The 24,846-nt window shown below is 62.7% G+C and carries 22 protein-coding genes; 11 read left to right on the forward strand and 11 right to left on the reverse strand.

The window, feature by feature from the left end:
• Positions 1–334 precede the first annotated feature (334 nt).
• The 3 genes from hemE (at position 335) to rho (ending at position 3,331) form a co-directional block, all read left to right on the forward strand.
• Positions 335–1,369, forward strand: coding sequence for a uroporphyrinogen decarboxylase (hemE, locus tag SLT36_RS03685; RefSeq protein ID WP_432285888.1), 1,035 nt, complete (start codon positions 335–337; stop codon positions 1,367–1,369).
• Entirely contained in the window at positions 1,366–1,905 is a 540-nt protein-coding gene (hemJ, locus tag SLT36_RS03690; RefSeq protein ID WP_182576039.1) for a protoporphyrinogen oxidase HemJ, read from the forward strand. Before hemE ends, hemJ begins: the two co-directional genes overlap by 4 nt.
• A 160-nt stretch (positions 1,906–2,065) precedes the next feature.
• The gene (gene rho, locus SLT36_RS03695; RefSeq protein ID WP_018430513.1) at positions 2,066–3,331 is read left to right on the forward strand and encodes a transcription termination factor Rho; all 1,266 of its coding nucleotides are present in this window, start codon (positions 2,066–2,068) and stop codon (positions 3,329–3,331) included.
• A 96-nt stretch (positions 3,332–3,427) separates the two neighbouring features.
• Here rho and SLT36_RS03700 read toward each other — a convergent pair whose 3' ends face one another.
• Complete coding sequence (locus SLT36_RS03700) at positions 3,428–5,446, reverse strand: thioredoxin domain-containing protein (RefSeq protein ID WP_432285889.1); 2,019 nt, start codon at positions 5,444–5,446, stop codon at positions 3,428–3,430.
• A gap of 61 nt (positions 5,447–5,507) precedes the next feature.
• On the opposite strand from SLT36_RS03700, the gene mnmE reads away from it, so the two are divergent.
• The 5 genes from mnmE (at position 5,508) to SLT36_RS03725 (ending at position 11,252) form a co-directional block, all read left to right on the forward strand.
• A complete protein-coding gene (gene mnmE / locus SLT36_RS03705; protein WP_432285890.1) occupies positions 5,508–6,827 on the forward strand; it encodes a tRNA uridine-5-carboxymethylaminomethyl(34) synthesis GTPase MnmE in 1,320 nt (439 codons plus the stop codon).
• Positions 6,828–6,996: 169 nt separating this feature from the next.
• Positions 6,997–8,871: a tRNA uridine-5-carboxymethylaminomethyl(34) synthesis enzyme MnmG gene (mnmG, locus tag SLT36_RS03710; protein ID WP_432285891.1), complete on the forward strand. Its 1,875-nt coding sequence runs from the start codon at positions 6,997–6,999 to the stop codon at positions 8,869–8,871.
• The gene (gene rsmG / locus SLT36_RS03715) at positions 8,868–9,500 is read left to right on the forward strand and encodes a 16S rRNA (guanine(527)-N(7))-methyltransferase RsmG (protein WP_432285892.1); all 633 of its coding nucleotides are present in this window, start codon (positions 8,868–8,870) and stop codon (positions 9,498–9,500) included. Before mnmG ends, rsmG begins: the two co-directional genes overlap by 4 nt.
• A gap of 39 nt (positions 9,501–9,539) precedes the next feature.
• Complete coding sequence (locus SLT36_RS03720) at positions 9,540–10,337, forward strand: ParA family protein (RefSeq protein WP_432285893.1); 798 nt, start codon at positions 9,540–9,542, stop codon at positions 10,335–10,337.
• A gap of 33 nt (positions 10,338–10,370) precedes the next feature.
• Positions 10,371–11,252: a ParB/RepB/Spo0J family partition protein gene (locus SLT36_RS03725; RefSeq protein WP_432285894.1), complete on the forward strand. Its 882-nt coding sequence runs from the start codon at positions 10,371–10,373 to the stop codon at positions 11,250–11,252.
• Positions 11,253–11,383: 131 nt separating this feature from the next.
• Here SLT36_RS03725 and holA read toward each other — a convergent pair whose 3' ends face one another.
• From holA to ccoN, 9 genes are all read right to left on the reverse strand, one after another.
• Positions 11,384–12,433, reverse strand: a complete 1,050-nt coding sequence (gene holA / locus SLT36_RS03730) for a DNA polymerase III subunit delta (protein ID WP_432285895.1) — start codon at positions 12,431–12,433, stop codon at positions 11,384–11,386.
• Positions 12,434–12,485: 52 nt separating this feature from the next.
• The gene (gene ccoS / locus SLT36_RS03735) at positions 12,486–12,626 is read right to left on the reverse strand and encodes a cbb3-type cytochrome oxidase assembly protein CcoS (protein WP_115730033.1); all 141 of its coding nucleotides are present in this window, start codon (positions 12,624–12,626) and stop codon (positions 12,486–12,488) included.
• Positions 12,623–14,896 (reverse strand): cation-translocating P-type ATPase, encoded by a 2,274-nt coding sequence (locus SLT36_RS03740; RefSeq protein ID WP_432285896.1) that lies wholly within the window; start codon positions 14,894–14,896, stop codon positions 12,623–12,625. Before SLT36_RS03740 ends, ccoS begins: the two co-directional genes overlap by 4 nt.
• On the reverse strand, positions 14,893–15,390 hold the full coding sequence (locus tag SLT36_RS03745) for a FixH family protein (protein ID WP_432285897.1): 498 nt from the start codon (positions 15,388–15,390) through the stop codon (positions 14,893–14,895). The genes SLT36_RS03740 and SLT36_RS03745 overlap by 4 nt, the downstream gene beginning before the upstream one ends.
• Positions 15,387–16,943 (reverse strand): cytochrome c oxidase accessory protein CcoG, encoded by a 1,557-nt coding sequence (gene ccoG, locus SLT36_RS03750; RefSeq protein ID WP_432285898.1) that lies wholly within the window; start codon positions 16,941–16,943, stop codon positions 15,387–15,389. The genes SLT36_RS03745 and ccoG overlap by 4 nt, the downstream gene beginning before the upstream one ends.
• Positions 16,944–17,114: 171 nt before the next feature.
• Complete coding sequence (ccoP, locus tag SLT36_RS03755; protein ID WP_432285899.1) at positions 17,115–17,978, reverse strand: cytochrome-c oxidase, cbb3-type subunit III; 864 nt, start codon at positions 17,976–17,978, stop codon at positions 17,115–17,117.
• A 3-nt stretch (positions 17,979–17,981) separates the two neighbouring features.
• Entirely contained in the window at positions 17,982–18,131 is a 150-nt protein-coding gene (locus tag SLT36_RS03760; RefSeq protein ID WP_432285901.1) for a cbb3-type cytochrome oxidase subunit 3, read from the reverse strand.
• Positions 18,132–18,141: 10 nt separating this feature from the next.
• Positions 18,142–18,873, reverse strand: coding sequence for a cytochrome-c oxidase, cbb3-type subunit II (gene ccoO, locus SLT36_RS03765; protein WP_067955826.1), 732 nt, complete (start codon positions 18,871–18,873; stop codon positions 18,142–18,144).
• 10 nt (positions 18,874–18,883) lie between these two features.
• Positions 18,884–20,500 carry a cytochrome-c oxidase, cbb3-type subunit I gene (gene ccoN, locus SLT36_RS03770; RefSeq protein WP_432285902.1) on the reverse strand — a complete coding sequence of 539 codons (1,617 nt, stop codon included), beginning with the start codon at positions 20,498–20,500 and terminating at the stop codon, positions 18,884–18,886.
• 62 nt (positions 20,501–20,562) lie between these two features.
• Here ccoN and SLT36_RS03775 point away from each other — a divergent pair, with 62 nt between their 5' ends.
• A complete protein-coding gene (locus tag SLT36_RS03775) occupies positions 20,563–21,132 on the forward strand; it encodes a hemerythrin domain-containing protein (RefSeq protein ID WP_432285903.1) in 570 nt (189 codons plus the stop codon).
• An 8-nt stretch (positions 21,133–21,140) separates the two neighbouring features.
• On the opposite strand, the gene SLT36_RS03780 is transcribed toward SLT36_RS03775, so the two are convergent.
• Positions 21,141–21,866, reverse strand: coding sequence for a Crp/Fnr family transcriptional regulator (locus tag SLT36_RS03780; protein ID WP_115733569.1), 726 nt, complete (start codon positions 21,864–21,866; stop codon positions 21,141–21,143).
• A gap of 187 nt (positions 21,867–22,053) precedes the next feature.
• Here SLT36_RS03780 and hemN point away from each other — a divergent pair, with 187 nt between their 5' ends.
• Positions 22,054–23,403: an oxygen-independent coproporphyrinogen III oxidase gene (gene hemN / locus SLT36_RS03785; RefSeq protein WP_432285905.1), complete on the forward strand. Its 1,350-nt coding sequence runs from the start codon at positions 22,054–22,056 to the stop codon at positions 23,401–23,403.
• Between the two features lie 70 nt (positions 23,404–23,473).
• Positions 23,474–24,805, forward strand: coding sequence for a UDP-glucose dehydrogenase family protein (locus SLT36_RS03790; RefSeq protein ID WP_432285906.1), 1,332 nt, complete (start codon positions 23,474–23,476; stop codon positions 24,803–24,805).
• The last annotated feature ends 41 nt before the right edge of the window (positions 24,806–24,846 follow it).

A 24,846-nucleotide genomic window follows, 5' to 3' on the forward strand; every position in this document is an offset into this window, starting at 1 on the left:
ACTGTATCAGATGCCGACTTGTCCACAATTCGCCTCGCTGTCTGTTTCGATTCAGCGACGGGGAGTATTGTGGGGATAGTTTTTTAGTCCCCGGCTGTCCACAGAATCAGCACCTGTGATGCGCTCGGTTAGATTCCTGATTCAAATCGACGAATCCGCTTGCTGCCCGAAGTTTTCCCCGCTGGCGAAAACGGCCGCGCGTCACTATGACAAGTGGATATCCGAGGCTGCCTATGGACAGGTCGGAATTCTCGATTCCAACAGACTCTAAGAATTAGAAGAATCCTTCAGAATAAATTTTTGTTTATAGAAGGCTCTAGGAAAGGCAGACCGGATGCCCGTGAAACGCGCCCTGCTCCAAGTCCTGAAAGGCGAGAGCCTGGAGGTTCCGCCGCTCTGGATGATGCGCCAGGCAGGCCGTTATCTCCCGGAATATCGCGAGAGCCGGAAGAAGGCCGGGAGCTTCCTGGACCTCTGCTACAATCCCGACTTCGCCGTCGAGGTAACTCTGCAGCCGATCCGGCGCTTCGACTTCGATGCCTCGATCCTGTTCTCCGACATTCTCGTCGTTCCGCACGCGCTTGGGCGCGACCTGCGTTTCGAGGAGGGCCGTGGGCCGCTGATGACGCCGATCACCGCGGACGGTGTGGCAGCACTCGATGGCGAAAAGTTTCACGTGAATCTCGAACCGGTCTACGAAACCGTGCGCCGTCTGCGCCGTGAGTTGCCGGAGAAGACGACGCTTATCGGCTTCTGTGGCGCGCCGTGGACCGTCGCCACCTACATGATCGCCGGGCACGGCACGCCGGACCAGGCGCCGGCGCGGCTGTTTGCCTATCGCGAGCCGGCAGCGATGGCGCAGCTTCTGCAGGTTCTCTCCGACCATTCGGCCGCCTATCTCATTCGCCAGATCGAAGCCGGCGCCGATGTCGTGCAGATATTCGATTCCTGGTCGGGCGTGCTCGACGAGGCGACTTTCGAGGCCTGCTGCGTCAAGCCGGTGGCCGAGATCGTGCGCAAGGTACGCGCCGTCTATCCGGACGTACCGATCATCGGCTTCCCGAAGGGCGCAGGCGCCCAGCTCGACAGCTACAGGCAGCGCACCGGCGTCACCGGTCTTGGCCTCGACTGGACGGTACCGCTGAGCCAGGCGCAGCGCCTGCAGGCCGAGGGAGCCGTACAGGGCAATCTCGACCCTCTCAGGCTCGTTGTCGGCGGCAAGGCTCTGGAAGAGGGCGTGGATGCCATCCTTGAGGCGCTGGGCACTGGTCCGCTGATCTTCAATCTCGGCCACGGCATCACGCCCGAGACGCCGGTGGCCCATGTCGAGGCGATGGTGCGGCAGGTGCGAAAGGCAACAGGCCAATGAGCGGCCAGAATGTCGGACCGTCGAGTGGTGCGACGGCGGCCAAGCGAGCGGTTGCTGCCATCATCGTGCTGGTTGCGCTGACGGCTTTGCTTTTCCTTGCCGCACCTGACAGCTTCTATCCCTGGGCCAAGGCGATCCATGTCATTGCCGTGATTTCGTGGATGGCCGGCATGCTCTATCTGCCGCGGCTGTTCGTCTATCATGTCGATGCGGAGAAGGGGTCGGTGCAATCCGAGACCTTCAAGGTGATGGAACGCCGCCTGCTGCGCGCCATCATCAATCCGGCGATGATCGTCACCTGGGTTTTCGGCCTGTGGCTTGCCTGGAAGGGTTTCGACTTCGCCGGTGGCTGGCTGCACGCCAAACTGGTTGCGGTGCTGCTGCTTTCGGGCGTGCACGGCTATCTCTCGGCGTCGGTCCGGCGCTTTGCCGAGGACCGCAACGAAAAGCCGTCGCGGCATTGGCGCATCGTCAATGAAATCCCGACGTTGCTGATGATCGTCATTGTCATACTGGTGGTTGTAAAGCCGTTTTGAGTTCCTAAATTTGCTGGACTGCGCCTTGCTCTTTCGTTTCGGGAGGGCTAAAAGGCTGTTCTTCCTTCCCGCCATGCGCCGCCCCATTTCATTCCCTGGCCGCGCCCGGCGCTTATCGCAAAATGCCGATAGCCAACCTCCCCACGCTCAGAGTCCGTCCATGCAGGAAATGAAACTACAGGATTTCAAGAACAAGAAGCCGACCGACCTGATCGCGTTCGCTGAGTCGCTTGAAGTCGAAAATGCCAGCGTCATGCGCAAGCAGGAGCTGATGTTCGCGATCCTCAAGAAGCTGGCGGCGCAGGACATCGAGATCATTGGCGACGGCGTCGTCGAGGTGCTCCAGGACGGCTTCGGCTTCCTGCGGTCGGCCAACGCAAATTACCTTCCGGGTCCGGACGATATCTACATCTCGCCCTCGCAGATCCGCCGCTTCTCGCTGAAGACCGGCGATACGGTCGAAGGCCCGATCCGCAGCCCCAAGGAAGGCGAGCGCTATTTCGCGCTGCTCAAGGTCAACACCATCAATTTCGACGATCCCGAAAAGATCCGTCACAAGATTCATTTCGACAATCTGACGCCGCTGTACCCGACCTCGCGGCTCAAGATGGAAGTCGAAAACCCGACCACCAAGGACATTTCGCCCCGCGTCATCGACCTGGTGGCGCCACTCGGCAAGGGTCAGCGCGCCCTGATCGTGGCGCAGCCGCGTACCGGTAAGACCGTGCTGCTGCAGAACATTGCGCACTCGATCACCACCAATCATCCCGAATGCTATCTGATCGTGCTTCTGATCGACGAGCGTCCGGAAGAAGTGACCGACATGCAGCGCTCGGTGAAGGGCGAGGTCGTGTCCTCGACCTTCGACGAACCGGCTGTCCGTCACGTCCAGGTCGCCGAAATGGTCATCGAGAAGGCCAAGCGCCTTGTCGAACATGGCCGCGACGTCGTCATCCTGCTCGATTCGATCACCCGTCTCGGTCGCGCCTACAACACCGTCGTGCCGTCATCCGGCAAGGTTCTGACCGGTGGTGTCGACGCCAACGCGCTGCAGCGGCCGAAGCGCTTCTTCGGTGCCGCCCGTAACATCGAAGAGGGTGGTTCGCTGACCATCATCGCTACCGCGCTGATCGATACCGGCAGCCGCATGGACGAAGTCATCTTCGAAGAGTTCAAGGGTACCGGCAACTCGGAAATCGTGCTCGACCGCAAGGTCGCCGACAAGCGCATCTATCCGGCGATGGACATCCTCAAGTCGGGCACGCGCAAGGAGGACCTGTTGGTCCAGCGTCAGGATCTGCAGAAGATTTTCGTGCTGCGCCGCATTCTGGCGCCAATGGGAACGACCGATGCAATCGAGTTCCTCATCGACAAGCTCAAGCAGACCAAGACCAATGCCGATTTCTTCGATTCGATGAACACCTGACGCGCCAGCCCGAAAATCGTAAGCGATCTTCGGGACAGATGCGGAAACTCAGGTTTGGAGAGCCTCTTGTGCGGCGACGCACGGCGCTCCGATCGGTCAGCGACGACGAAGCGCGTCTTCAAGCTTCGCCGGATCGCTGATCACGGGCAGACAGATGAGGCCGGTGCAGAGATATGCGCCGGCCTTTTTCGTATCGGGAAGGATGTCGCCAGGCAGCTTCGCCCGCGCCGTGTCCTCACCGAGAGCCAGGAAGATGTCGACGCGGCGCGGGTCCGGATTCCGATTCGCTACCGAAACAAGTGCTGGCCGCTTTGGATCCTCGACGACAATCAGCTTTGACGGTTCAATCGCCAGGATACAGGCGTTAACGATTCCGGCCTGGCCGTATTGCTGGCTCTGGATGCGGCCGGCGGCGTGTTCGGCGATTGTCCAGGCGCGTTGCTGCAGTTCAATGTCGCCCGTGATGTTGGCCAGGCGCACAACAGCCTCGATGATCTGGCTGGTTGCCGAAGGAATGGCTTCGTCGATGTCGCCGCGAATGCGCATCGGCACGTCGGCGCTGTCGGATGCAGTAAGATAGTGCCCGGTCCTGTCGGCATCCGCGTGCCAGTTATCGAGCATTTTTACGAAACGAGCACCGTGCTCGAGATATCGCGCATCCCTTGTTGCCTCGAACAGGGAGATGGCTGCGTTGATCATCGCTGCGTAGTCGCTCGACAGGGCCGGATAGAGCCGCTTTTCGCCCAGACTTGAATGCGGCAGTCGGCCTTCGGCTGTCGCTGAAGCCAGCATAGCGCCGAAAGCACCTGCCGCGGCAGCCACCCAGTCGCTTCTTCCAAGGCTTCGTCCGGCTTCTGCCAGCGCGACGATGGCCAAGCCGTTCCAGTCGGTGAGCGCCTTGTCATCGCGGGCGGGGCGAATGCGCTGTTCTCGTTTGGTCAGCAGGCGTTTCGTCAGGCCTGAAACCAGCGCACGATCTTCGATGGCCTGGGCACTCTGGGCCGCGTTCTGGTGGATGATCGGGTCGCCTTCCCAGGCGTCTGGCTTACTGATCGTGAAGTATTTGAAAAATATAGATGAATCATCTCCAAGCGCGTCGGCTATGTGTTGCCCCGTCCAGGTGTAGAACAGCCCTTCTTCACCCTCGCTGTCGGCATCGAGGCTGGAAGCGAAGGTTCCGTCGGGCAGTTGCATCTCGCGCAACAGCCAGTCGATCGTGTCTTCGATTCGTACCCGAAACAGTTCATTTCCTGTGGCGGCATAAGCCCAGTTCGCTTGGCGTATCAGCTGGGCGTTGTCGTAGAGCATCTTTTCGAAATGCGGCACCAGCCATTGCGCGTCGGTCGAATAGCGCGCCAGCCCACCGCCGACATGGTCGTAGATGCCGCCAGCGAGCATATGCGCCATGCTTTCCGTCATTGCATCACGATGCTGCTCGTTGCCGGAGCGCAGCCAGGACAGCCACAAGGTCTGCATGAAAGGCGCATTCGGGAATTTTGGGGCGCCGCGAAGCCCGCCCAGATCGCGGTCGATCATATCGTAGATGCCGGACGCCAACGTCCTGGCCGTATCGGTCGAGATCGCGGAGCGTGGGCTGCTGCCGCCGAGGCGCTTGCCGACATGTTGGGCAAGCTCACCCGCGCTCTGCAGGATGCTGGCGCGCTTGCCGCGCCAGGCTGCGTCGACAGCACTGAGCACCTGGATGAACCCCGGCCGTCCATACCTCGCCTCGCGCGGAAAATAGGTCCCGCCCCAGAACGGCTTGGCATCGGGGGTCAGGAACATCGTCAGCGGCCAGCCACCTTGTTCGCCCATGCTGGCGAGCGCCGCCATATAGATCTGGTCGATGTCCGGCCGTTCCTCGCGGTCGACCTTGATGTTGACGAAGAGCCTGTTCATGACTTCGGCGACTTCGGTGTTCTCGAAGCTTTCATGCGCCATGACGTGGCACCAGTGGCAGGCGGCATAACCGACCGAAAGCAGGATCGGCCGGTCGAGCTGCGCCGCTTCCGCCAACGCCGCGGGCGACCACGGGCGCCAATGCACTGGGTTGTCGCCATGCTGGCGAAGGTACGGGCTACCTTCGTCTCGAAGCAGGTTTTCGTGCGGCAGCATGTGGCAAGCCCAAAACAGTGATATGAGGCTTCAACCTAGGGCGCCTCCAAGAGACCGGCAAATGCTATTCACCGATTCCATCGCCGCTTTGTCCAGCGGACACCTGCCGTCCGGCGTCGCGATCGTCAGGATTTCAGGCCCACATGTTCGATTCGCTCTCGAAACGATTGCAGGTGGCCTGCCGCAACCACGTCGCGCGCATTTTGGACCACTGAATGCAGTGGACGGGCGGAAACTTGACCAGGCGCTGACCTTGTTTTTTCCCGGGCCGCATAGCTTCACGGGCGAGGATTGTGGTGAATTCCATCTGCACGGCGGCCGGGCTGTGGTCACGGCACTGCTCGCGGAGCTCGGAAAGCTGCCGGGTTTCAGGCAGGCCGAGGCGGGAGAATTCACCCGGCGGGCTTTCCTCAACGGCAAGATGGACCTTCTGGAAGCTGAAGCGCTTGCCGATCTCATCAACTCTGAGACCGAGGCGCAGCGCCAGTTTGCCGTGATGAACTCCGGCGGTGCGCAAAGCGAGCTATATCTCACCTGGCGCAAGCGGCTTATTCACGCTCGGGCGATGATCGAGGCCGAGATGGATTTTGCCGACGAATCGGACGTACCAGGCTCGGTTTCCGCTCAGGTGTGGGGCGACGTCCACCAGCTGATCGCCGACATCGGGCGACATGTCGATGGCTACAGCAAGGCTGAGATGATCCGTGACGGCTTCGACGTCGTGATCCTCGGTGCGCCGAATGCGGGCAAGTCGAGCCTGCTCAACGCGTTGGTCCGACGTGAGGCGGCAATTGTCACCGACGAACCCGGCACGACGCGCGACCTCGTTGAGGCAACACTCGATATCGACGGCCTGAAGGTGCGCATCACCGACACGGCCGGGCTTCGCGAACCTGCGGGCAAGGTTGAAGCCATCGGCATCGAACGCGCGAAGGAACGAGCGAAGGCCGCCGACTTGGTGTTGTTCCTCCAGGATATGTCGTCGCCAACCGGGCTGGCGCCGCCGGGCGATGCATCCGCAATCATGATTGGCACCAAGCTGGACCGCATCAAAGGTACTGATGCCGGGTCGAGCTTTGCCCTCGCCATTTCCTCGGTGAATGGCGAAGGTATCGACGGGTTGATCGAATTGATTGGCGCGCGCGCCGCGGCGGCGATCGGCCAGCGTGGCGATGTGCTGCCGTCGCGGTTGCGCCATGTGGAACTGCTGAACGGCGCCAGTGAGTATCTGCGTGCCGCGCTAGCTGCGCCGGAGACTTTGCTGGAACTGAAGGCGGAGAATCTGCGCCTGGCGAGCGACCGAATCGGCAAGCTGTCTGGAGCCGTGGATGTCGAGGATCTGCTCGACGTGATCTTCTCGCAGTTCTGCATCGGCAAGTGATTCACGTGAAACATTAAGCGGTGGAATCAAAGGATTCACGTGAAACATCGGCATTGACTGGCTGCCGCGCGGCCAAGTTGTTTCACGTGAAACCACCACTGCAGCGATTCTCTTGACATGAGGCGGAGATGAGGACATCTGTCTCGCCAAATGTTTCCTGGAGACTGTGATGAGTGAGAGCTACGACGTCGTCGTGGTGGGCGGAGGCCATGCGGGCTGCGAAGCGGCCTCGGCAGCCGCACGGGCCGGTGCAAAAACCGCGCTCGTCACCCTTCGTCGCGATACGATCGGCGTGATGTCGTGCAACCCCGCCGTTGGCGGTCTGGGCAAAGGCCATCTTGTCCGCGAGATCGACGCACTGGACGGTCTCATGGGTCGTGTCGCCGATGCCGCTGGCATTCAGTTCCGCCTTCTCAACCGCCGCAAGGGCCCAGCGGTGCGCGGGCCGCGCACCCAGGCCGATCGCAAACTCTATCGCCTGGCCATGCAGCAGGCGATCGCGGAACAGCCGAACCTCACCGTCGTTGAGGCAGAAGTATCTGATTTTATTATAGATAACGACCGCTTGACCGGCGTTGTGCTGGGCAATGGACAAACGCTTTCCTGTGCCGCCGTGGTGCTCACGACAGGCACCTTTCTGCGTGGGCTGATCCACATCGGCGAACGCAAGTTCGCGGCCGGCCGGATGAACGAACAGGCTTCGATGGGATTGTCCGAGACGCTGAAGCGGGCGGGCTTGCGCCTTGGCCGATTGAAGACTGGGACCCCGCCGCGGCTCGATGGCCGCACCATCAACTGGACTTCACTCGAGACGCAGGCGGCCGACGAGGAACCGGTCCCTTTTTCGCTGCTCACCGATAGGATCAGCAATCCGCAGATCGAATGCGGCATCACGCGGACGACCGACGCCACTCACAGCATCATTCGCGAGAATCTTGGGCGATCGGCGATGTATTCCGGATCGATTGAGGGCATCGGGCCGCGCTATTGCCCGTCGATCGAGGACAAGATCGTCAAGTTTGGCGACCGGGAAGGCCACCAGATCTTCCTAGAGCCGGAAGGGCTCGACGATCACACAGTCTACCCGAACGGTATCTCGACCTCGCTGCCGGAGGACGTGCAGCTCGACATTCTGAAGTCGATCCCCGGACTGGAACGGGCAGTGATGCTGCAGCCGGGATATGCGATCGAGTATGACCACATCGATCCGCGCGAGCTGGAGCCGACGCTCGAGACCAGGCGTATTCGCGGTCTTTTCCTTGCCGGCCAGATCAATGGCACGACGGGTTATGAAGAGGCCGGCGCACAGGGCCTGCTTGCCGGGCTTAACGCCGCACGGCTTGCCAGCGGCAGCGAGCAGCTGATCTTGAGCAGGACACAGGCGTATATAGGCGTCATGGTCGACGATCTGACCAGCCGTGGTATCAGCGAGCCATATCGCATGTTCACGTCGCGTGCGGAATTCCGGCTTTCGCTGCGCGCCGACAATTCGGACGAGCGTTTGACGCCCCTGGCCATAGAACTGGGCATTGCTTCGGCCGAGCGGGAAAAGCGTTTTGGCGAGATGACGGACCGCGTAGCTGCCGCGCGCGAACTGACGCAATCGCTGAAGCTGTCACCCAACGAGGCTCGCCGTTATGGCATCGAGGTCAATCTCGACGGTGTGAAACGGTCGCTTTACGAGCTGCTCGCTTATCCCAATATCGAGTTCATGCAACTTGTTAAGATCTTGCCGGAGCTGGCGTCGGTTGACGCCAAGACGGCAGAAGCGATTGAAACCGACGCGAAATATGCCGTCTACCTTGACCGTCAGAAGGCCGATGCGGCGTTGATGCTGAAGGAAGAGGAGAGGGTGATCCCGGAAGCGCTTGATTTTGAGTCGGTTCCTGGCCTTTCCAACGAACTTCGGCAGAAGATGCGCGTCCGTCGGCCGCGTTCCTTGGCCGAGGCGCAGCGTATCGATGGCATGACGCCGGCGGCGCTGGCCATCATTTTGGCCCATGTCCGCAACTCAGAAGCTCAGTCACGTAGGGGCGCCGCTTGAACAATGACGCCTATGCCCGGTTGCAGGAAGTGGCCGGTCCCGTTTCACGTGAAACATTCGAGAAGCTGAAAGCCTTCGAGGCTGTGCTCCGCAAGTGGGCACAGCGCATCAATCTGGTGGCGCCGTCGACGCTCAATGACGTTTGGGAGCGGCATATCCTTGACAGCGCCCAGGTCGTGAAGCTTGGAGGCGCCGCAATGAAATGGCTCGACATCGGCTCGGGCGGAGGTTTCCCGGGCCTGATCATCGGTTCGATGATTGCCGAACGGCCAGGCGCGACCATCGATCTGGTGGAAAGCAACCGCAAGAAGACCGGCTTCCTGCAGGCCGTGGTCGGTGAGCTCAGCTTGCCCGCTAAAGTGCACTCGAAGCGCATCGAAGATGTCCATGCGCTCATCAAGTCGCCCGAGATATTGAGTGCACGAGCCTTGGCACCACTACCGCTGCTCCTGGAGCTGTCGTCGCCATGGTTGGAGGCGGGCACCACAGCGCTTTTCCACAAAGGCCGGGATTACCGTCAGGAAATCGAAGATAGCGCTCACCAGTGGAGATTCGATCTGGTAGAACACCAGAGCCTGACCGACGCCCAGGGAGTCATTCTCGAGATTCGGAACCTGCGCCGCGCCTAGCTGCCGCGCTGTGACGAGACGGAAAACAGCAGTCGAGCCATGAAAACCACACCTAGAATCATCACAGTCGCCAATCAGAAAGGCGGCGTCGGCAAGACGACGACCGCCATCAATCTGGCGACCGCCCTTGCCGCCATCGGCGAGCGCGTGCTCATTATCGACCTCGATCCACAAGGCAATGCCAGCACGGGCCTCGGCATCGATCGCAAGGACCGCAGCGTGTCGTCCTATGACGTGCTGACCGGCGAGCTGGAGATCGAACAGGCGGCGATGGAAACGGCAGTGCCGGGGCTGTCGATCATTCCGTCGACGCTCGACCTGCTTGGAATCGAAATGGAAATCGCCACGGCGCCCGATCGCGTCTTGAAGCTGCGCAATGCCTTGCGGGCATCGGCTGAGCGGGCGGCCGGCTACAGTTACGTACTGATCGATTGCCCACCTTCGCTCAACCTTTTGACGCTGAATTCGATGGCCGCGGCTGATTCCGTCCTGGTGCCGCTGCAGTGCGAGTTCTTTGCGCTCGAAGGCTTGAGCCAGTTGCTTGAGACGGTGGATCAGGTACGCCGCTCGATCAATCCTGAATTGACGATCCAGGGCATCGTGCTGACCATGTTCGATGGTCGCAACAATCTGGCCAACCAGGTGGTCGAGGATGTGCGCGCCCATATGGGAGAAAAGGTCTACGACACGGTGATCCCACGCAACGTGCGCATTTCGGAAGCGCCGTCCTATGGCAAGCCGGCGATCCTCTACGACCTGAAATGCTCGGGCAGCCAAGCCTATCTGCAGCTCGCCTCGGAAGTCATCAGGCGCGAACGTAAACTCCGGGCCGCATAAATCGATTCGGACTCGAAACAAGCTGGACTAGACATGAACGAAGACCTTTCCAGAAAGCGCCTTGGCCGGGGACTTGCCGCTCTCATCGGCGAGATGGACAAGCCGGCGGTCCCGGAAAAGCCGGCGGCGCCTGCCGACGGCCGGGTGCCGATCGAGTTCGTCAGCCCCAATCCGCGCAACCCTCGTCGCCATTTTGGCGAAGCCGAACTTGCCGACCTGGCGCAGTCTATCCGCGAGCACGGTCTGGTCCAGCCAGTCGTCGTCAGGCCAGCTGCGCAGGGCGGGCGCTACGAAATCATCGCCGGCGAGCGCCGCTGGCGTGCAGCACAGCGGGCCGGCGTCAACGAGATTCCGGTCATCGTTCGCGACGTCAACGATCGCACGGCGCTTGAGCTCGCCATTATCGAGAACGTCCAGCGCTCCGATCTTAATGCCATTGAAGAGGCAATGGGCTACCAGCAGCTGATCGACGATCACAACTATACCCAGGCCGATCTCGGCCAGGTCATCGGCAAGAGCCGAAGCCATGTCGCCAACACGCTGCGGCTGCTGAAGCTGCCTGACGTTGTGCGCGACATGCTGGTTAATGGCGAGCTGTCGGCCGGTCATGCCCGGGCACTGATCACGGCTGCCGACCCGGCGGGCCTGGCCAAGCGGATCGTCGAAGAGGGGCTGTCGGTGCGCCAGGCTGAGGCGCTGGCCCAACTTCCGGCCGATGCGCTGCTGGAAAAGCAGCCGTCGCGTCCTGTCGAGAAGGATCCGGACACGATCGCGCTGGAGAAGCTTCTCACCGACGTCGTCGGCATGAAGATCTCGATCGCGCACAAGGAAAAAGGCGGCGAGCTGCGCATCAGCTACCGCTCGCTGGAACAGCTCGACGACTTGTGCCGTCGCCTGAAGAGCGAACATATCTGATTGATTCTATTGACTCTTGTCTAAAAACGCCGGCCTAGCGCCGGCGTTTTTGCGTTTGCAGCAAATCCGGGAAAGGCATGCAGCCGATTTCGTTCGGAACTGTATTAGAACGAGACGTGCGACGGCGTTCTTTAGCGCCGGCCGGAGGAGAGGCGGGCGCCTTCAACGGCGATGCCGAGCATCGCTTGGCGCGCCAGCGCAACCGCAAGGTCGGGCCGACGCCGCGTCTGCAGCGTTGTCGATTGCAGCCGTGTCAATGCGCGGGTCAGCGCTGCTGCGCTCCAGCTCGACAAGGTTTTTTCCACGGCCCGGCGGCGGGAGAAGAACACCGGGGGGCGTGCCGCGGCGACGACCGCCGAGGCGTTGCGGCCGCCATTTTCCATCTCGCCGCGCATCAGATGAATGTTCTGGAGGTGGCGGGTTGCGGTCGCGAGAAGCTGTGCCGCCTGGCTGCCGGTCTGGCACTGCTTGGTGAAAGCGGCGTCGAACTCGGCGATGTTGCCGCCAAGGGCTGCGTCGATGGCGTCGTCCAGCGACAATGCCGAGACGTCGCCAGTCATGTCCTTGACGTCTTCGAGCGAGATCTCGCCCTTGCCCATGGCATAGAGTGTCAGCTTCTGGATCTCGCCGCGTGTCGCAAGGCGGTCGCCGCCGAGGCTGCGGCGCAGTGCGTTGCGGGCGTCCATGGCCATGTTCAGGCCGGCGGTGCGCAGTTCCTCATCGATGACGCTTTCGATATCGCGCGCCTCGTCGGCGTAGCAGGGCAGGGCCATGCCGGCAAAGGCGCCTTCGACGATCGTGCGCAACGGCGCACCCTTCTTGAGATCCTGCGCCTCTATCAGGATGACGGCGTCGCGCGGCGGGTCGGCGGCCAGCGCCTTGACGTCGTCGGCGAGGCTCTTCTGGGCAGCGGCATTGCGCACCCAGATCAGCCGCCGCTGCGAAAACATAGGCACCGTGCGCGCCTCGTCGACGAGCCGGCCGCTGTCGCGCTCGATGTCGGCAGCGTCGATCTTGACGACGGAGAAGGGATCGTCGAGTGGCAGGCCGGTCTTGGCGGCAAAAGCTGCAGCGCGCTCCGAAACGAGGCCCCGGTCGGGGCCGTAGATCAGCACGATGACGGCTTCGGCTGCGGGCCGGGCCAGCCAGGAATCGACTTCGTGAGCTTTCTTCTGCGCCATGTCGTCCTGTTAGCACAGGCCTCGGTACGGTCGCAGCCCTTTTGTCGTCAGGCTAGTCGTCGTCGACAAGGATGCGTTCGGCAGCGCCGTCCATATCTTCATACTGGCCGCTGCGCAGCGACCACAGGAAGGCAGCCAGGCCAAGGCCGCCGAGAAACAGCGCAATGGGCAAAAGGACGAGCAGACCGCTCATGATGCCATGGCCTCCTTGGCCGGGACCGCATTGGCGCGGCTGGCTACAGACTTGGCAGTGCGACCCTTACCGGTACCAAGACGCAGGCCATTGGCGATCACGACAACCGAGGAGCCGGACATCGCCAGCGCCGCTACCAGCGGCGTGACATAGCCGAACAGTGCGATCGGCACGGCGACGGCGTTGTAGATGACGGCAAGCACCAGGTTCTGGCGGATCAACTTGTTGGCCTCGCAGGAGGCGGCCAAGGCCAGTGGAACGGCGGAAAGGCCCTCGCGCAGGAAGACGAAATCGGCGGCGCTGCGGCCAATATCGGCGGCACCGGCAGGGGCGATCGAGACATGGGCCGCTGCCAGCGCCGGCGCGTCATTGAGCCCATCGCCGACCATCAGCACCTTGCGGCCATCGGCCTTGAGTGCCTCGAGACGCTCCACCTTGCCGTTTGGCAGCACGCCAGCGGAGAAGGTTTCGACACCGAGAGCCTTGGCCACAGCAACCACGGCTTCCGAGCGGTCACCGGAGAGAATCTCGACGGAGAGGCCCTGGGCGCGCAGGTCGGCAACTGCCGTTGCGGCGCCTGTCCGCAACCTGTCCTCGAAGGCGAAGGTGGCCAGCTTGGTGCCGTTCTTTGAAAGTACGGTGCCCTGTGCCGCATTGGCGTCGTCGAGGGCCCAGGCGGCACGGCCCAGGCGGTAGGTGTCCGCGCCGCGCCGCGCTTCGAGGCCGAAGCCCGGAATTTCCTCGACGCTGTCGAAGTGCCAATCCTTGGCAGGCATTGCGGCCTGGGTCTCGACGAGGGCGCGTGAGATCGGATGGAGCGAATGGAGTGCAACCGCGGCCGCGACGGACAAGGCGTCGGCTGATATTTCGTGGGCGTTCACAAGCCTCGGTCTACCAAGCGTCAGCGTGCCGGTCTTGTCGAAGACCACGGTATCGATCTCGGCCAGACGTTCCATGGCGGCGCCGTCCTTGACCATGATGCCGTTCTCGAACAGGCGCCGCGCGGCGGCAACCTGCACGATCGGCACGGCGAGACCCAGCGCGCAGGGGCAGGTGATGATCAGCACTGCGATGGCGATGGTGATCGCCTGGTGCCAGTTGCCCTCGGCGACCATCCAGGCGACGAAGGTCAGGAAGGCGGTCAGGTGGAGAACGGGCGCGTAGAGTGCGGCGGCGCGATCGGCAATGCGGCGATAGCCGCCGCGGCCACTTTCGGCGGCTTCCATCAACCGCGCCATCTCGGCAAGGAAGGAATCCCGCGCCTTGGCCGTCGCCTCGATTGTCAGCGCTCCGGTCAGGTTGAGTGTACCGGCACGCAAGACGGCACCTGACTCGACGGCAACAGGCACGCTTTCGCCCGAGACGATGGCGCAGTCGAGCTCCGAGCGGCCATTGATCACCTTGCTATCGACAGGCACGCGCTCGCCGGCGGCGAGAAGGATCCGCATGCCCGGCTCGATCTCCTGGACCGGAAGGTAGGCGTTGGCGCCGCCGGCCTGCAGCACGGTCGCGCCACGGGCGGCAAGTCGGGCGAGACCCTTGACGGCGACACGGGCGCGCTCGCGCATGACGTGGTCGAGCGTTCGGCCGATCAAAAGAAAGAACAGCAGCGAAGCCGAGGCGTCGAAATAGGCATGCGGGCCGCTGTTGGCTGTGTCGTAGAGGCTCATGCCGAAGGCGAGCAGGATGCCGATGGAGATCGGCACATCCATGTTGGTGCGGCCGTTGCGCAATGCGCCCCAGGCCGAGCGGAAGAAGATGCGACCGGAAAAGGCAAGCGCGGGCAGGGCGATCAGCGCGGAGATCCAATGGAACAGGTCGCGCGTGGCATCCGTCGCGCCGGACCAGACGGACACGGACAGCAGCATGATGTTGCCGGCGGCGAAGCCGGCAATGCCGAGCCCGCGGATGAGTTCGGCCAGCGTCTCGTCCTTGTCATCGGCCCCTTGCTCGAACAGATGGCTTTCGTAGCCGAGTCGCGCCAGGGCTTCCGAGATGGCGGGAACGCCTGCGTCCTCGCGCCAGCGCACGGAAACACGCTTCGTCGACAGGTTGACGCGTGCGTGCTCGACGCCGTCGAGTTTGCCGAGCGTGGCCTCGATATTGGCGATGCAGGCGCCGCAATGCACGCCTGGCACGGAAAGTTCGACCTGCCTGGCACTGCCTGGCAGAGCGCGGCTGGCGAGCAGCAGTTCTTCGCGCGGCGGTCCACTTGCGGCGACCGGCTTGAAGCGCAGGGCAATTTCGGCTTCTGGACCGCAGCAGTTCATTTCTCCGCTCCATTGAAAACGACGACCCGGCGCGCTTCGCGATAGGGCTCGCGGTTCGCAACCGAGGCTTCGGTGCTGACGATCCAGATGCCGTCGCGCAGCGGTGTGGCGATGGAAAACGTACCGTCCGCGTCGCGCTGCAAGGACACCTGCCAGTCTTCGGCTTCATAGGCCGGACGGCGGAAGGAAGCGGTCACGCTGTCGATCGCGACCGGGGCGCCGGCGTCATCGGTCAAGCTGTAGTGGACCTCGCCATTGGCGATGGTGAGCTTGCCCTTCCAGCCCAGCGCTGCCTGAGCACGCTGCTCGGCCACGCGCTCGTTGAACTGCTGGCTGGCGACATAGGTGTTCTGGACGACGAGCCCGGTCCAGCTCGTCCTGGCAAAGGTCGCCATGAGCAGATTGACTGTTATGATGACACCGAAAAAGGCAACCATGATGGCCAGCATGTGCCGTCCGGTGAATGCTCTCGGCTGAATGGCGCGCGTGCTCATCTTAAGGTCTCCGGGACGTTGAACTTTGCGGCGTAGACATCTCGTTCGGCGCCCGCCCTGTCGGCGACGACAAACGAGAAGCCCTGTCCCTGGCTGAGTTGGTCGCGCGGCTGGCGGACATAGACCCTGACGGTCTTGAGCTTGTCCGGCTCGGCGTCGATGGTGATCGAGCGCGTTTCCTGCTGGTCGATGCCGACGACGCTCATCACCGCGCCGGGCAGCCCTTCGATGCTGAGGTCGAAGCTGCGCGGCTCGGGCACCATGTTGAGCAGCTTGACGGTGTAGCCGTTGCGGATCGAGCCGTCGGACAGGACGACATATTGCGGGTTGCGGTCGTGCAGCACGTTGATGTCGAGCCGATCGCGGCTGAGCAGCGCTATCAACAGGCCAAGGCCGACAAGGCTCCACGCACCGGCATAGACGAAGGTGCGCGGCCGGAAGAGCCTCCGGATGTGGAAATGCGAAATGCGCTTGTCGAGCTTGCCGTCTGCATCGCGCACGCGAGCGGGATCGATAGTCTGCGTGGCAGGATTTGTGGCGATCGCCATGTTGGACTGATAGTCGGCGAGGGTGGCGTATGAAATCAGGCCGCGCTCCTTGCCGATCTTGTCCATGACCCCGTCGCAGGCGTCGATGCAGAGCGCGCAGGTGATGCATTCGAGCTGCTGGCCGTCTCTGATGTCGATGCCCATCGGGCAGACCGCGACACAAGCGTTGCAGTCGACACAGTCGCCGACCGAAAGCCCCTCGGCCGCTGCCTTCTTGGCGTGGCGCGAGCGCGGCTCGCCGCGCCAGTCATTGTAGGTGACGGTCAGCGAGTTCTCGTCCAGCATCGCCGCCTGGATGCGTGGCCATGGGCACATATAGGTGCAGACCTGCTCGCGCATCAGCCCGCCGAAGGCATAGGTCGTGGCGGTCAGGATGGCGACGGTGATGTAGGCCACGGCTTCAGCCTGGCCGGTGAGGAACTGGCCGAGCAGGGTCGGGGCATCGGCGAAATAGAAGATCCAGGCGCCGCCGGTGGCAACTGCGATGACAAGCCAGATGACGTGCTTGGCTGTGCGCTTCCACAGCTTGGCAAACGACCATGGTGCGCTGTCAAGCTTGATGCGGGCGTTGCGGTCGCCCTCGATGCCGCGCTCGACGACGAGGAACAGGTCGACCCAGACGGTCTGCGGGCAGGTGTAGCCGCACCAGGCGCGGCCGACGGTGGAGGTGACGAGGAACAGCCCGATGCCGGCCATGACCAGCAGGCCGGCGACATAGAAGAATTCCTGCGGCCAGATCTCGACGGCGAAGAAGTAGAAGCGGCGGTTGGCGATGTCGAGCAGCACGGCCTGGTCGGGCGCATAGGGACCACGGTCCCAACGCAGCCATGGCGTCAGATAATAGATGCCGAGCGTGACCAGCATGACCAGCCACTTGAACTGGCGGAACCGGCCCGAGGCCCGCTTGGGAAACACCTTCTGGCGTGCGGTGTAGAGCGGTTGGCGGGTCTTGGCAGAGTTGACCGCCGTGACCTCAAGCCTCTCCACCTGCCTCTCGTCGAGCATTCTCGTCTCCTGCTGGACGCCAGGCCATTGGTTCGGCAGCGTCTCATCTCGCTTTTGCCGTGACCGTGACCGGCCAGCCTTGATTCAGGTCAAGCGGACGTAAAAAGAGGCCCGGCATCGCTGCCAGGCCTCTCCCCCGCCCTTCGTCCACCACCCACCGGCGATGGAGGGTTATTCGCCGCCGCCGAGCGAATGGACGAAGATTGCAAGTTCCTTGACGTTGACGTCGCCGAGCCGGGCACCCCAGGCGGGCATCACGCCATGCTTGGGATGGCGCACCTGACGGGCAATGGCGGCCTGGCCGGAGGCATAGAGCGCGATGGCGTCGGACAGGTCGGGAGCGCCAAGCTCCTTGTTGCCCTTGGCGTTGTCGCCGTGGCAGGCGGCACAATTGTCGGCGAACACCTTGGCGCCTGCAGGCACCAGCTCCGGCGTGTCGGCCGTGCCCGACAGGCTCGCGACATAGGCCGCGACCTCGTTGACCTGCTTTGGCTCAAGAATCTCGGCGAAAGCCGGCATTTCGGACGTGTGGGTATTCTCGTCGCCATCGAACCGGACGCCATGCGCAATGGTCTTGTAGATCTGGTCGATGCTGCCGCCCCACAGCCATTCGTCGTCATTGAGGTTGGGGAAGCCGGGCGAGCCTTGCGCACCAGAGGCGTGGCACTGGATGCAGTTGACCTTGAAGGCGGCAGAGCCGGCAGCGGTGGCGAACTGGCGCAACTTGTCGTCGGCCAGGATCTCGCTGACGTTCTTCGCCTTCACCGCCTCGACATAAGCGCTCTTGGCCTGTTCGGCTGCGGCGAGTTCGGTCTTCACCTCGGCCCGGCTGGAATAGCCGAGCACGCCCGTCGTCGCCGAGCTGATCATCGGCCAGGCAGGGTAGGCGACGGTGTAGGCCAACGCCCAGACGACGGTGGCATAGAAGGTCCAGAGCCACCAGCGCGGCATCGGGTTGTTGAGCTCGGTGATGCCGTCCCATTCGTGTCCGGTCGTCTCGACGCCGGACAGTTCGTCGATGTGCTTGTCGCCCACAGATCAGTCCTCCTTGAGCGGAATTTGCGCGGCGCGCTCGGCGGCCTGCTTGCCGCCGGGGCGAAGGGCGAAGAGAATCGCGCCGATGAAGAAGACAGTCATCGCCAGCAGCCCCCAACTGTCGGCGAAATGCCGCAACGTCGTGTAGTCCATGGCATATCTCCTAGCGGTAGCCGGTGGCCGGGTCGTAGGTCGAGAAGTCGACCAGCGTGCCGAGCATCTGCAGATAGGCAACCAGCGCATCCATCTCGGTCAGCGCTGCCGGATCGCCGTCGAAGTCGCCGAGCTTGGCCTTGGGATAGCGCGCCAGTACGCCCGACGTGTCGGCATTCGGATCGGCCTGCGCCTTGATGTCGGCATCGGCGCTGGCGATCATCTCGTCGCTGTAGGGCACGCCGACACGACGGTTGGCGATCAGGTCGTAGCTGATGGTCTTCACCGCCAAGGGCGTTTCCTTGAGGAAGGCGTAACTCGGCATGACCGATTCCGGCACCACCGAGCGTGGCTCGACCAGATGCTGGACATGCCATTCGTTGGAGTAGCGATTGCCGACGCGGGCGAGGTCGGGGCCGGTGCGCTTCGATCCCCACTGGAACGGATGGTCGTACATCGACTCCGCTGCCAGGCTGTAGTGGCCATAGCGCTCGACCTCGTCGCGGAAGGGCCGGATCATCTGGCTGTGGCAGGTGTAGCAGCCCTCGCGGATGTAGATGTTGCGGCCAGCGAGTTCCAGCGGCGAATAGGGCCGCATGCCTTCGACCTTCTCGATGGTGTTCTCGAGGTAGAACAGCGGCGTGATCTGGACTAGGCCGCCGATGCTGACGACCAGAAGCGTGCCGACCAGAAGCAGCGTCGCGTTCTTCTCGATTGTCTTGTGTTTGTCGAGCAGTGCCATTTCGGGCTCCTTACTGCGCAGGCTGGAGGGCGTGGGCTGAGGTGGGCATCGGCTCTTCCTGGCGCTGGTGGCCGCGGATCGTCATGTAGACGTTCCAGGCCATGACCAGCGCGCCGGCGAGATACATCAGGCCACCAATGGTGCGGACGACGTAATAGGGCGCCATGGCCGCGACGCTTTCGGCGAAGGAGTAGACCAGGAAGCCCTGCTCGTCGTACTCGCGCCACATCAAGCCCTGGCTGATGCCGGCAACCCACATGACCGCGGCGTAGACGACGATGCCGAGGGTCGCTAGCCAGAAGTGCCAGGTCACCAAACGTAGTGAATAGAGCCGCTCACGACCCCACAGGCGCGGCACCAGGAAGTAGATGGCGCCGAAAGTGATCATGCCGTTCCAGCCAAGCGCGCCGGAGTGGACATGGCCGATGGTCCATTCGGTGTAGTGGCTAAGCGAGTTGACCGCCTTGATCGACATCATGGGGCCCTCGAAGGTCGACATGCCGTAGAAGGCGATGGCCAACACCATCATGCGGACGATCGGATCGGTGCGGATCTTGTCCCAGGCGCCCGACAGCGTCATCAGGCCGTTGATCATGCCGCCCCAGGACGGCATCCAGAGCATGATCGAAAACACCATGCCCAGCGTCTGCGCCCAGTCGGGCAGGGCGGTGTAGTGCAGGTGGTGCGGGCCGGCCCAGATATAGAGAAAGATCAGCGACCAGAAGTGGATGATCGACAGCCGATAGGAATAGACCGGGCGGCCCACCTGCTTGGGCACGAAATAATACATCATGCCGAGGAAGCCGGCGGTGAGGAAGAAACCGACGGCGTTGTGGCCGTACCACCATTGCGTCAGCGCATCTTGCACGCCCGAAAACAGCGAATAGCTCTTCGCGCCGAGGAAGGATGCCGGCACCGCCAGGTTGTTGACCACGTGCAGCATGGCGATGGTGATGATGAAGGCGAGGTAGAACCAGTTGGCCACATAGATATGCGGCTCCTTGCGGTTCAGGATGGTGCCGAGGAAGACGGCGAGATAGGCGACCCAAACGATGGTCAGGAAGATGTCGACATACCATTCGGGCTCGGCATATTCGCGGCTCTGGGTGATGCCGAGCAGATAGCCGGTCGCCGCCATGACGATGAACAACTGATAGCCCCAGAACACGTACCAGGCGAGGTTGCCGCCGAAGAGCCGCGCCCGCGAGGTGCGCTGGACGACGTAGAACGAGGTCGCGATCAGCGCGTTGCCGCCGAAGGCGAAGACCACTGCCGAGGTGTGTAGCGGGCGCAGGCGGCCGAAGTTCAGCCAAGGCTCGATGTTGAGATCGGGGAATGCCAACTGGGCCGCCACGACGACGCCGACCAGGAAGCCAGTGACGCCCCAGAACACGGTGGCGATAACGCCGTAGCGTATCGGCCCGTCCATGTAGGGCGAGCTGTCCTCGGGTAAGGCAGCGGCCGGTGCGTAGTTGCCGGTGCGCAGCAGGACGGCGGCGCCACCGGCAAGGGCGAAGAACAGCACCCACATATGAGCGCCGAACTGGCTATCCTGCGCGAAGGCGGCGCCCAGCAAGGCGGCGAAAGCCGCCAGTGCCAGCAGGACGATTTCGTTTCCGTATTTCATGAGCGATCCCCGACGATGGTCGCGCGCCGACGGTTTCTGCCGACGCCAGACCGGACACATCCATGACATTGGCGGCTCGCGCCTTGATCTGGATCAAGGTCAAGCCGGCCGTGTCGGCCCAGCCTTGGCCTCAAAAAGGGAACCTCTGGGTAATGATCGCGCTCAATGACAGGCAAGCCGGATCGCAGGATGGTGCTGAGCGCGAGGCCGTCGAGGTGATGCGGCGCGCCCATACCGCCGAACTTGCGCTGTGCGACCGGCTCGAGGAGATTGCCGATTCACTGCCCAACGGGCTTGACCGGCGGAAATGCATCCTGGCGGCGCGGGCGCTTGGGCCGACAATGGCAAAAATCCACCGCTTCGAGGAGCAGCGGATCTTTCCGTACTTTTGCCAGCGTCTGGGCCACAGCGTCGAGTCGGGCAAGACCATCGAGCGACTGAGGAACGAACATCTCGAGGATGAGGGCTACGCCGCCGAGTTGCGGGACGCCTTGCGCTTTGCCGCGCGGCAGGGCGAGGCCGACAATCCGGAAACCCTGGGATTCATGTTGCGCGGCTATTTCGCCGCTGTGCGCCGGCACGTCGCTTTCGAGCGCGACCATGTCATGGCACTTCTGGCGCCCGCCGGTTGACGGCCTGCTCAGATATTGGCGCGTCGCTCCAGTCTGTCCAAGTCGAAGACCGTGATATGGCGGTTGTTTTCGACCGTGATCAGACCGTCCTTGCGCAGCTTGGTCAACTGGCGGCTGACGGTTTCGATGGTCAGGCCAAGGAAATCGGCGATGTCGGCGCGGGTCAGCGGCAGGTCGAAGCTGATTTCGCCCGCGCTCTCGGCCTCTGGGTCGCCATGCCTGGCGATGAGGTGAAGGAACGAGGCGACACGCTCGGCAGCGGTCTTGCGCCCCAGCGTCAGCATCCAGTCGCGCGCCTCATCGAGTTCGTCGAGTGCTTGAAGATGCAGCCTGTGGCCGAGTTCCGGCGCCTGGTCGATCATGCGGTCGAGTGAGGTCTTGGGAAAGGCGCAGACGCGAACGGGGGTGGCGGCCTCCGCTGTGATCGAGCTCTCCTGCTTGAACGGCCGCCCGATGAAATCGGGCGCGAACTGCAGGCCGACGATCTGCTGGCGGCCGTCCGGCAATGTCTTGACCAGCTTGACCACGCCGGCCAGCACGTTGGCGTAGCTGTCGATCGTGTCCGAGTCCGACACCAGTACCGTGCCCGGCTCGACCTTGCGTTTGGTGGTGTGGCGGCTGAGCTCGACAAGCTGTTCCGGCGTCAGCGCACCGCACACGCCACGATGCCGCGCCTCGCAGGAGCGGCACAACGCCGGTATTTCAGAATTGTGAATGTCCTGGCGAATGGCCATTTCTTCGTCTAGCACCCCGATTTGCCCAATCTAGGCATCGCGGCCGCCAAAAGGAACCGTGTCATTGTGTCCATCGCCCTGTGTTGCTTTTGATCCAGCTCGTTGCTCGATCCAGGTCTTCGCTTGATCCAGGTCAAGGCGATACCGGGGTCTCCGCAGCATGCTTCGGCTGTTGATGGAGACGATTATGGACAGTACCCTCGTCGAGAAATACGCAGCGCCGGTGCCGCGATACACCAGCTATCCGACCGCGCCGCATTTCAACGCGGCGGTGTCGTCGACGACCTATGGCGGCTGGTTGCGCGCGCTGCCTAAGGGGTCGAACGCATCGCTCTATATCCACATCCCCTATTGCGACCGTCTGTGCTGGTTCTGTGCCTGCCACACCAGGCAGACGCGGCGCTACGACCCCCTCGAGCGATATCTCAAGGCGCTGGAGCGCGAGATCGACACGGTGGCTACTCTGTGCGGAAGCCGGCTAAATATCCGTAGTTTGCATCTCGGAGGGGGATCGCCGACAATGCTGACGCCAAAGGACATGATGGCGCTCGGAAGCCGGTTGCGCGAAAAGTTCGCCTTCGCCGGCGATGCCGAGATCAGCGTCGAAATCGATCCCAACGATATGGACGAGGCGCGTTTTGATGCGCTGGCGGCCGTAGGTCTGACGCGGGCGAGCCTGGGCGTGCAGGATTTCGATGAGCGGGTTCAAAAGGCCATCAACCGAGAGCAAAGTTTCGAACAGACGAAGGCTGTGGTCGACGCCGTTCGCGCGCGCGGCGTGCGCTCGGTCAATCTCGACATGCTCTACGGCTTGCCGCACCAGACGCTCGAAAGCATCGCCGCAACAACGGAAAAGCTGCTGTCGCTGCGACCCGACCGCATCGCCCTGTTCGGCTACGCCCACGTACCGTGGCTGAAGAAGCACCAGACGATGATCGACGATGCGCTGCTGCCCGATGCTGCTGCGCGGTTGGCGCAGTCTGAATTGGCCGCGCGGCTGATCCTGGACGCCGGCTACGAAGCCGTCGGAATGGATCATTTCTCCCTGCCTGGGGATAGCCTGGCCGTGGCGGCGCATGCGGGCACGCTGCGGCGCAATTTCCAGGGCTATACGACCGACCAGGCCGACGCGCTGATCGGCCTCGGTGCTTCGTCAATCGGGCTTCTGCCACATGGCTATGTCCAGAACATGCCGGCAACGGGCGAATATGAACGCCGCGTGCTGGCCGGTGGCCTGGCCACGGTGCGCGGCTTCGCCCTGTCGAATGCCGACCGCATGCGTGCCTGGGTGATCGAGCGGCTGATGTGCGATTTTTCCTTCTCGCGCTGCGAACTGCTCAGCCGTTTCGGCGATGGCGCCCGCGGCGTCATTGCCGAGGCCGAGCTGCTTGCCGCCAACGACAGGGACGGCGTCTTCGTGCGCGCCGGCAACCGCTTCGTCGTCACCGAACGCGGCAAGCCGTTCGTTCGTTCGATCGCGGCTGTCTTCGACGCCTATCTCGGCCACGGCACCGCGCGCCATTCCGTAGCCGTCTGAACTTCTACGCACTGTCAAATTCCTGTATCAAGCGCGTGCGAAGCGCACGGCGCGAACGGGATCTGGCTTCATGAATCTGACAGTATTTGGGATTGGCTATGTCGGTCTTGTTCAGGCGGCTGTTCTGGCCGAGGTCGGTCATGACGTCGTCTGCGTCGACGTCGACGCGGCCAAGGTCGAGCGGCTGAACCAGGGGTTCATCCCGATCTTCGAGCCGGGGCTGGAGGCCCTGGTGCGCGAGAACCATGCGGCGGGGCGTATCGTGTTCACGACGGATGCTTCGATGGCCGTGCGCCATGGCGAGATCCAGATGATTGCCGTCGGCACGCCGCAGGGCGAGGACGGCTCGGCCGACCTCAAATATGTGCTGTCGGTGGCCGATGCCATCGGCCGCGAGATGGCGGGTGCCAAGATCGTGGTGACCAAGTCGACGGTGCCGGTGGGCACCGCCGACAAGGTGCGCGAGACGATTGCGGCTGCCTTGAAACAGAGAGGCCGGGAGGAGCTAAGCTTCGACGTCGTCTCCAATCCGGAGTTCCTCAAGGAAGGTTCGGCGGTTGCCGACTGCATGAAGCCCGACCGCATCATCGTCGGCACCGACAGCGAAGCGGCCGAGGAGGTGATGCGCGAGCTCTATGCACCGTTCAACCGCAACCACGAGAAGATGATCGTGATGGACGTGCGCTCGGCCGAGTTCACCAAATACGCCGCCAACTGCATGCTGGCGACCAAGATCAGCTTCATGAACGAGATGGCGAACCTGGCCGAACTGCTCGGCGCCGACATCGAGGAGGTGCGCAAGGGCATCGGCTCGGACCCGCGCATCGGTTACCACTTCATCTATCCCGGGCTCGGTTATGGCGGCTCGTGTTTTCCCAAGGATGTGCGGGCCCTGATCCGCACCGCCGGCGATGTCGGTTTCGAGCCGGTGCTGCTGCACTCGGTCGAGGCACGCAACAATGCCCAGAAAGTGGTGCTGTTCGACAAGCTGAAGGCGCATTTCAACGGCGACCTCGCCGGCAAGACCTTTGCGCTCTGGGGTCTGGCCTTCAAGCCCAACACCGACGACATGCGCGAGGCACCATCGAGGGTGCTGATGGAGGCGCTGTGGCAAGCCGGCGCCAGGGTGCAGGCCTACGATCCCGAGGCGATGAACGAGGCGCAGCAGATCTATGGCCAGCGCGACGACCTCACCTTGTGCGGCACCAAGGAGGCGGCGTTGCGCGGCGCCGATGCACTCTTGATCGCCACCGAGTGGAAGAACTTTAGGGCGCCATCCTTCGAGCTGATCCGCGACCAGCTCAAGACCGCCGTCATCTTCGACGGCCGCAACCTCTATGACCCGGCGGTCGTCGCCCGCCACGGCATCCAATACGTCTCCATCGGCCGCAAGGCCGCTTAGCACGGCCAAACGGAAAAGGCCCGCTTGCGCGGCCTCTTTCG

It is taken from the genome of Aminobacter sp. BA135 (assembly GCF_050859125.1).
Classification (GTDB): Bacteria; Pseudomonadota; Alphaproteobacteria; order Rhizobiales; family Rhizobiaceae; genus Aminobacter; species Aminobacter ciceronei.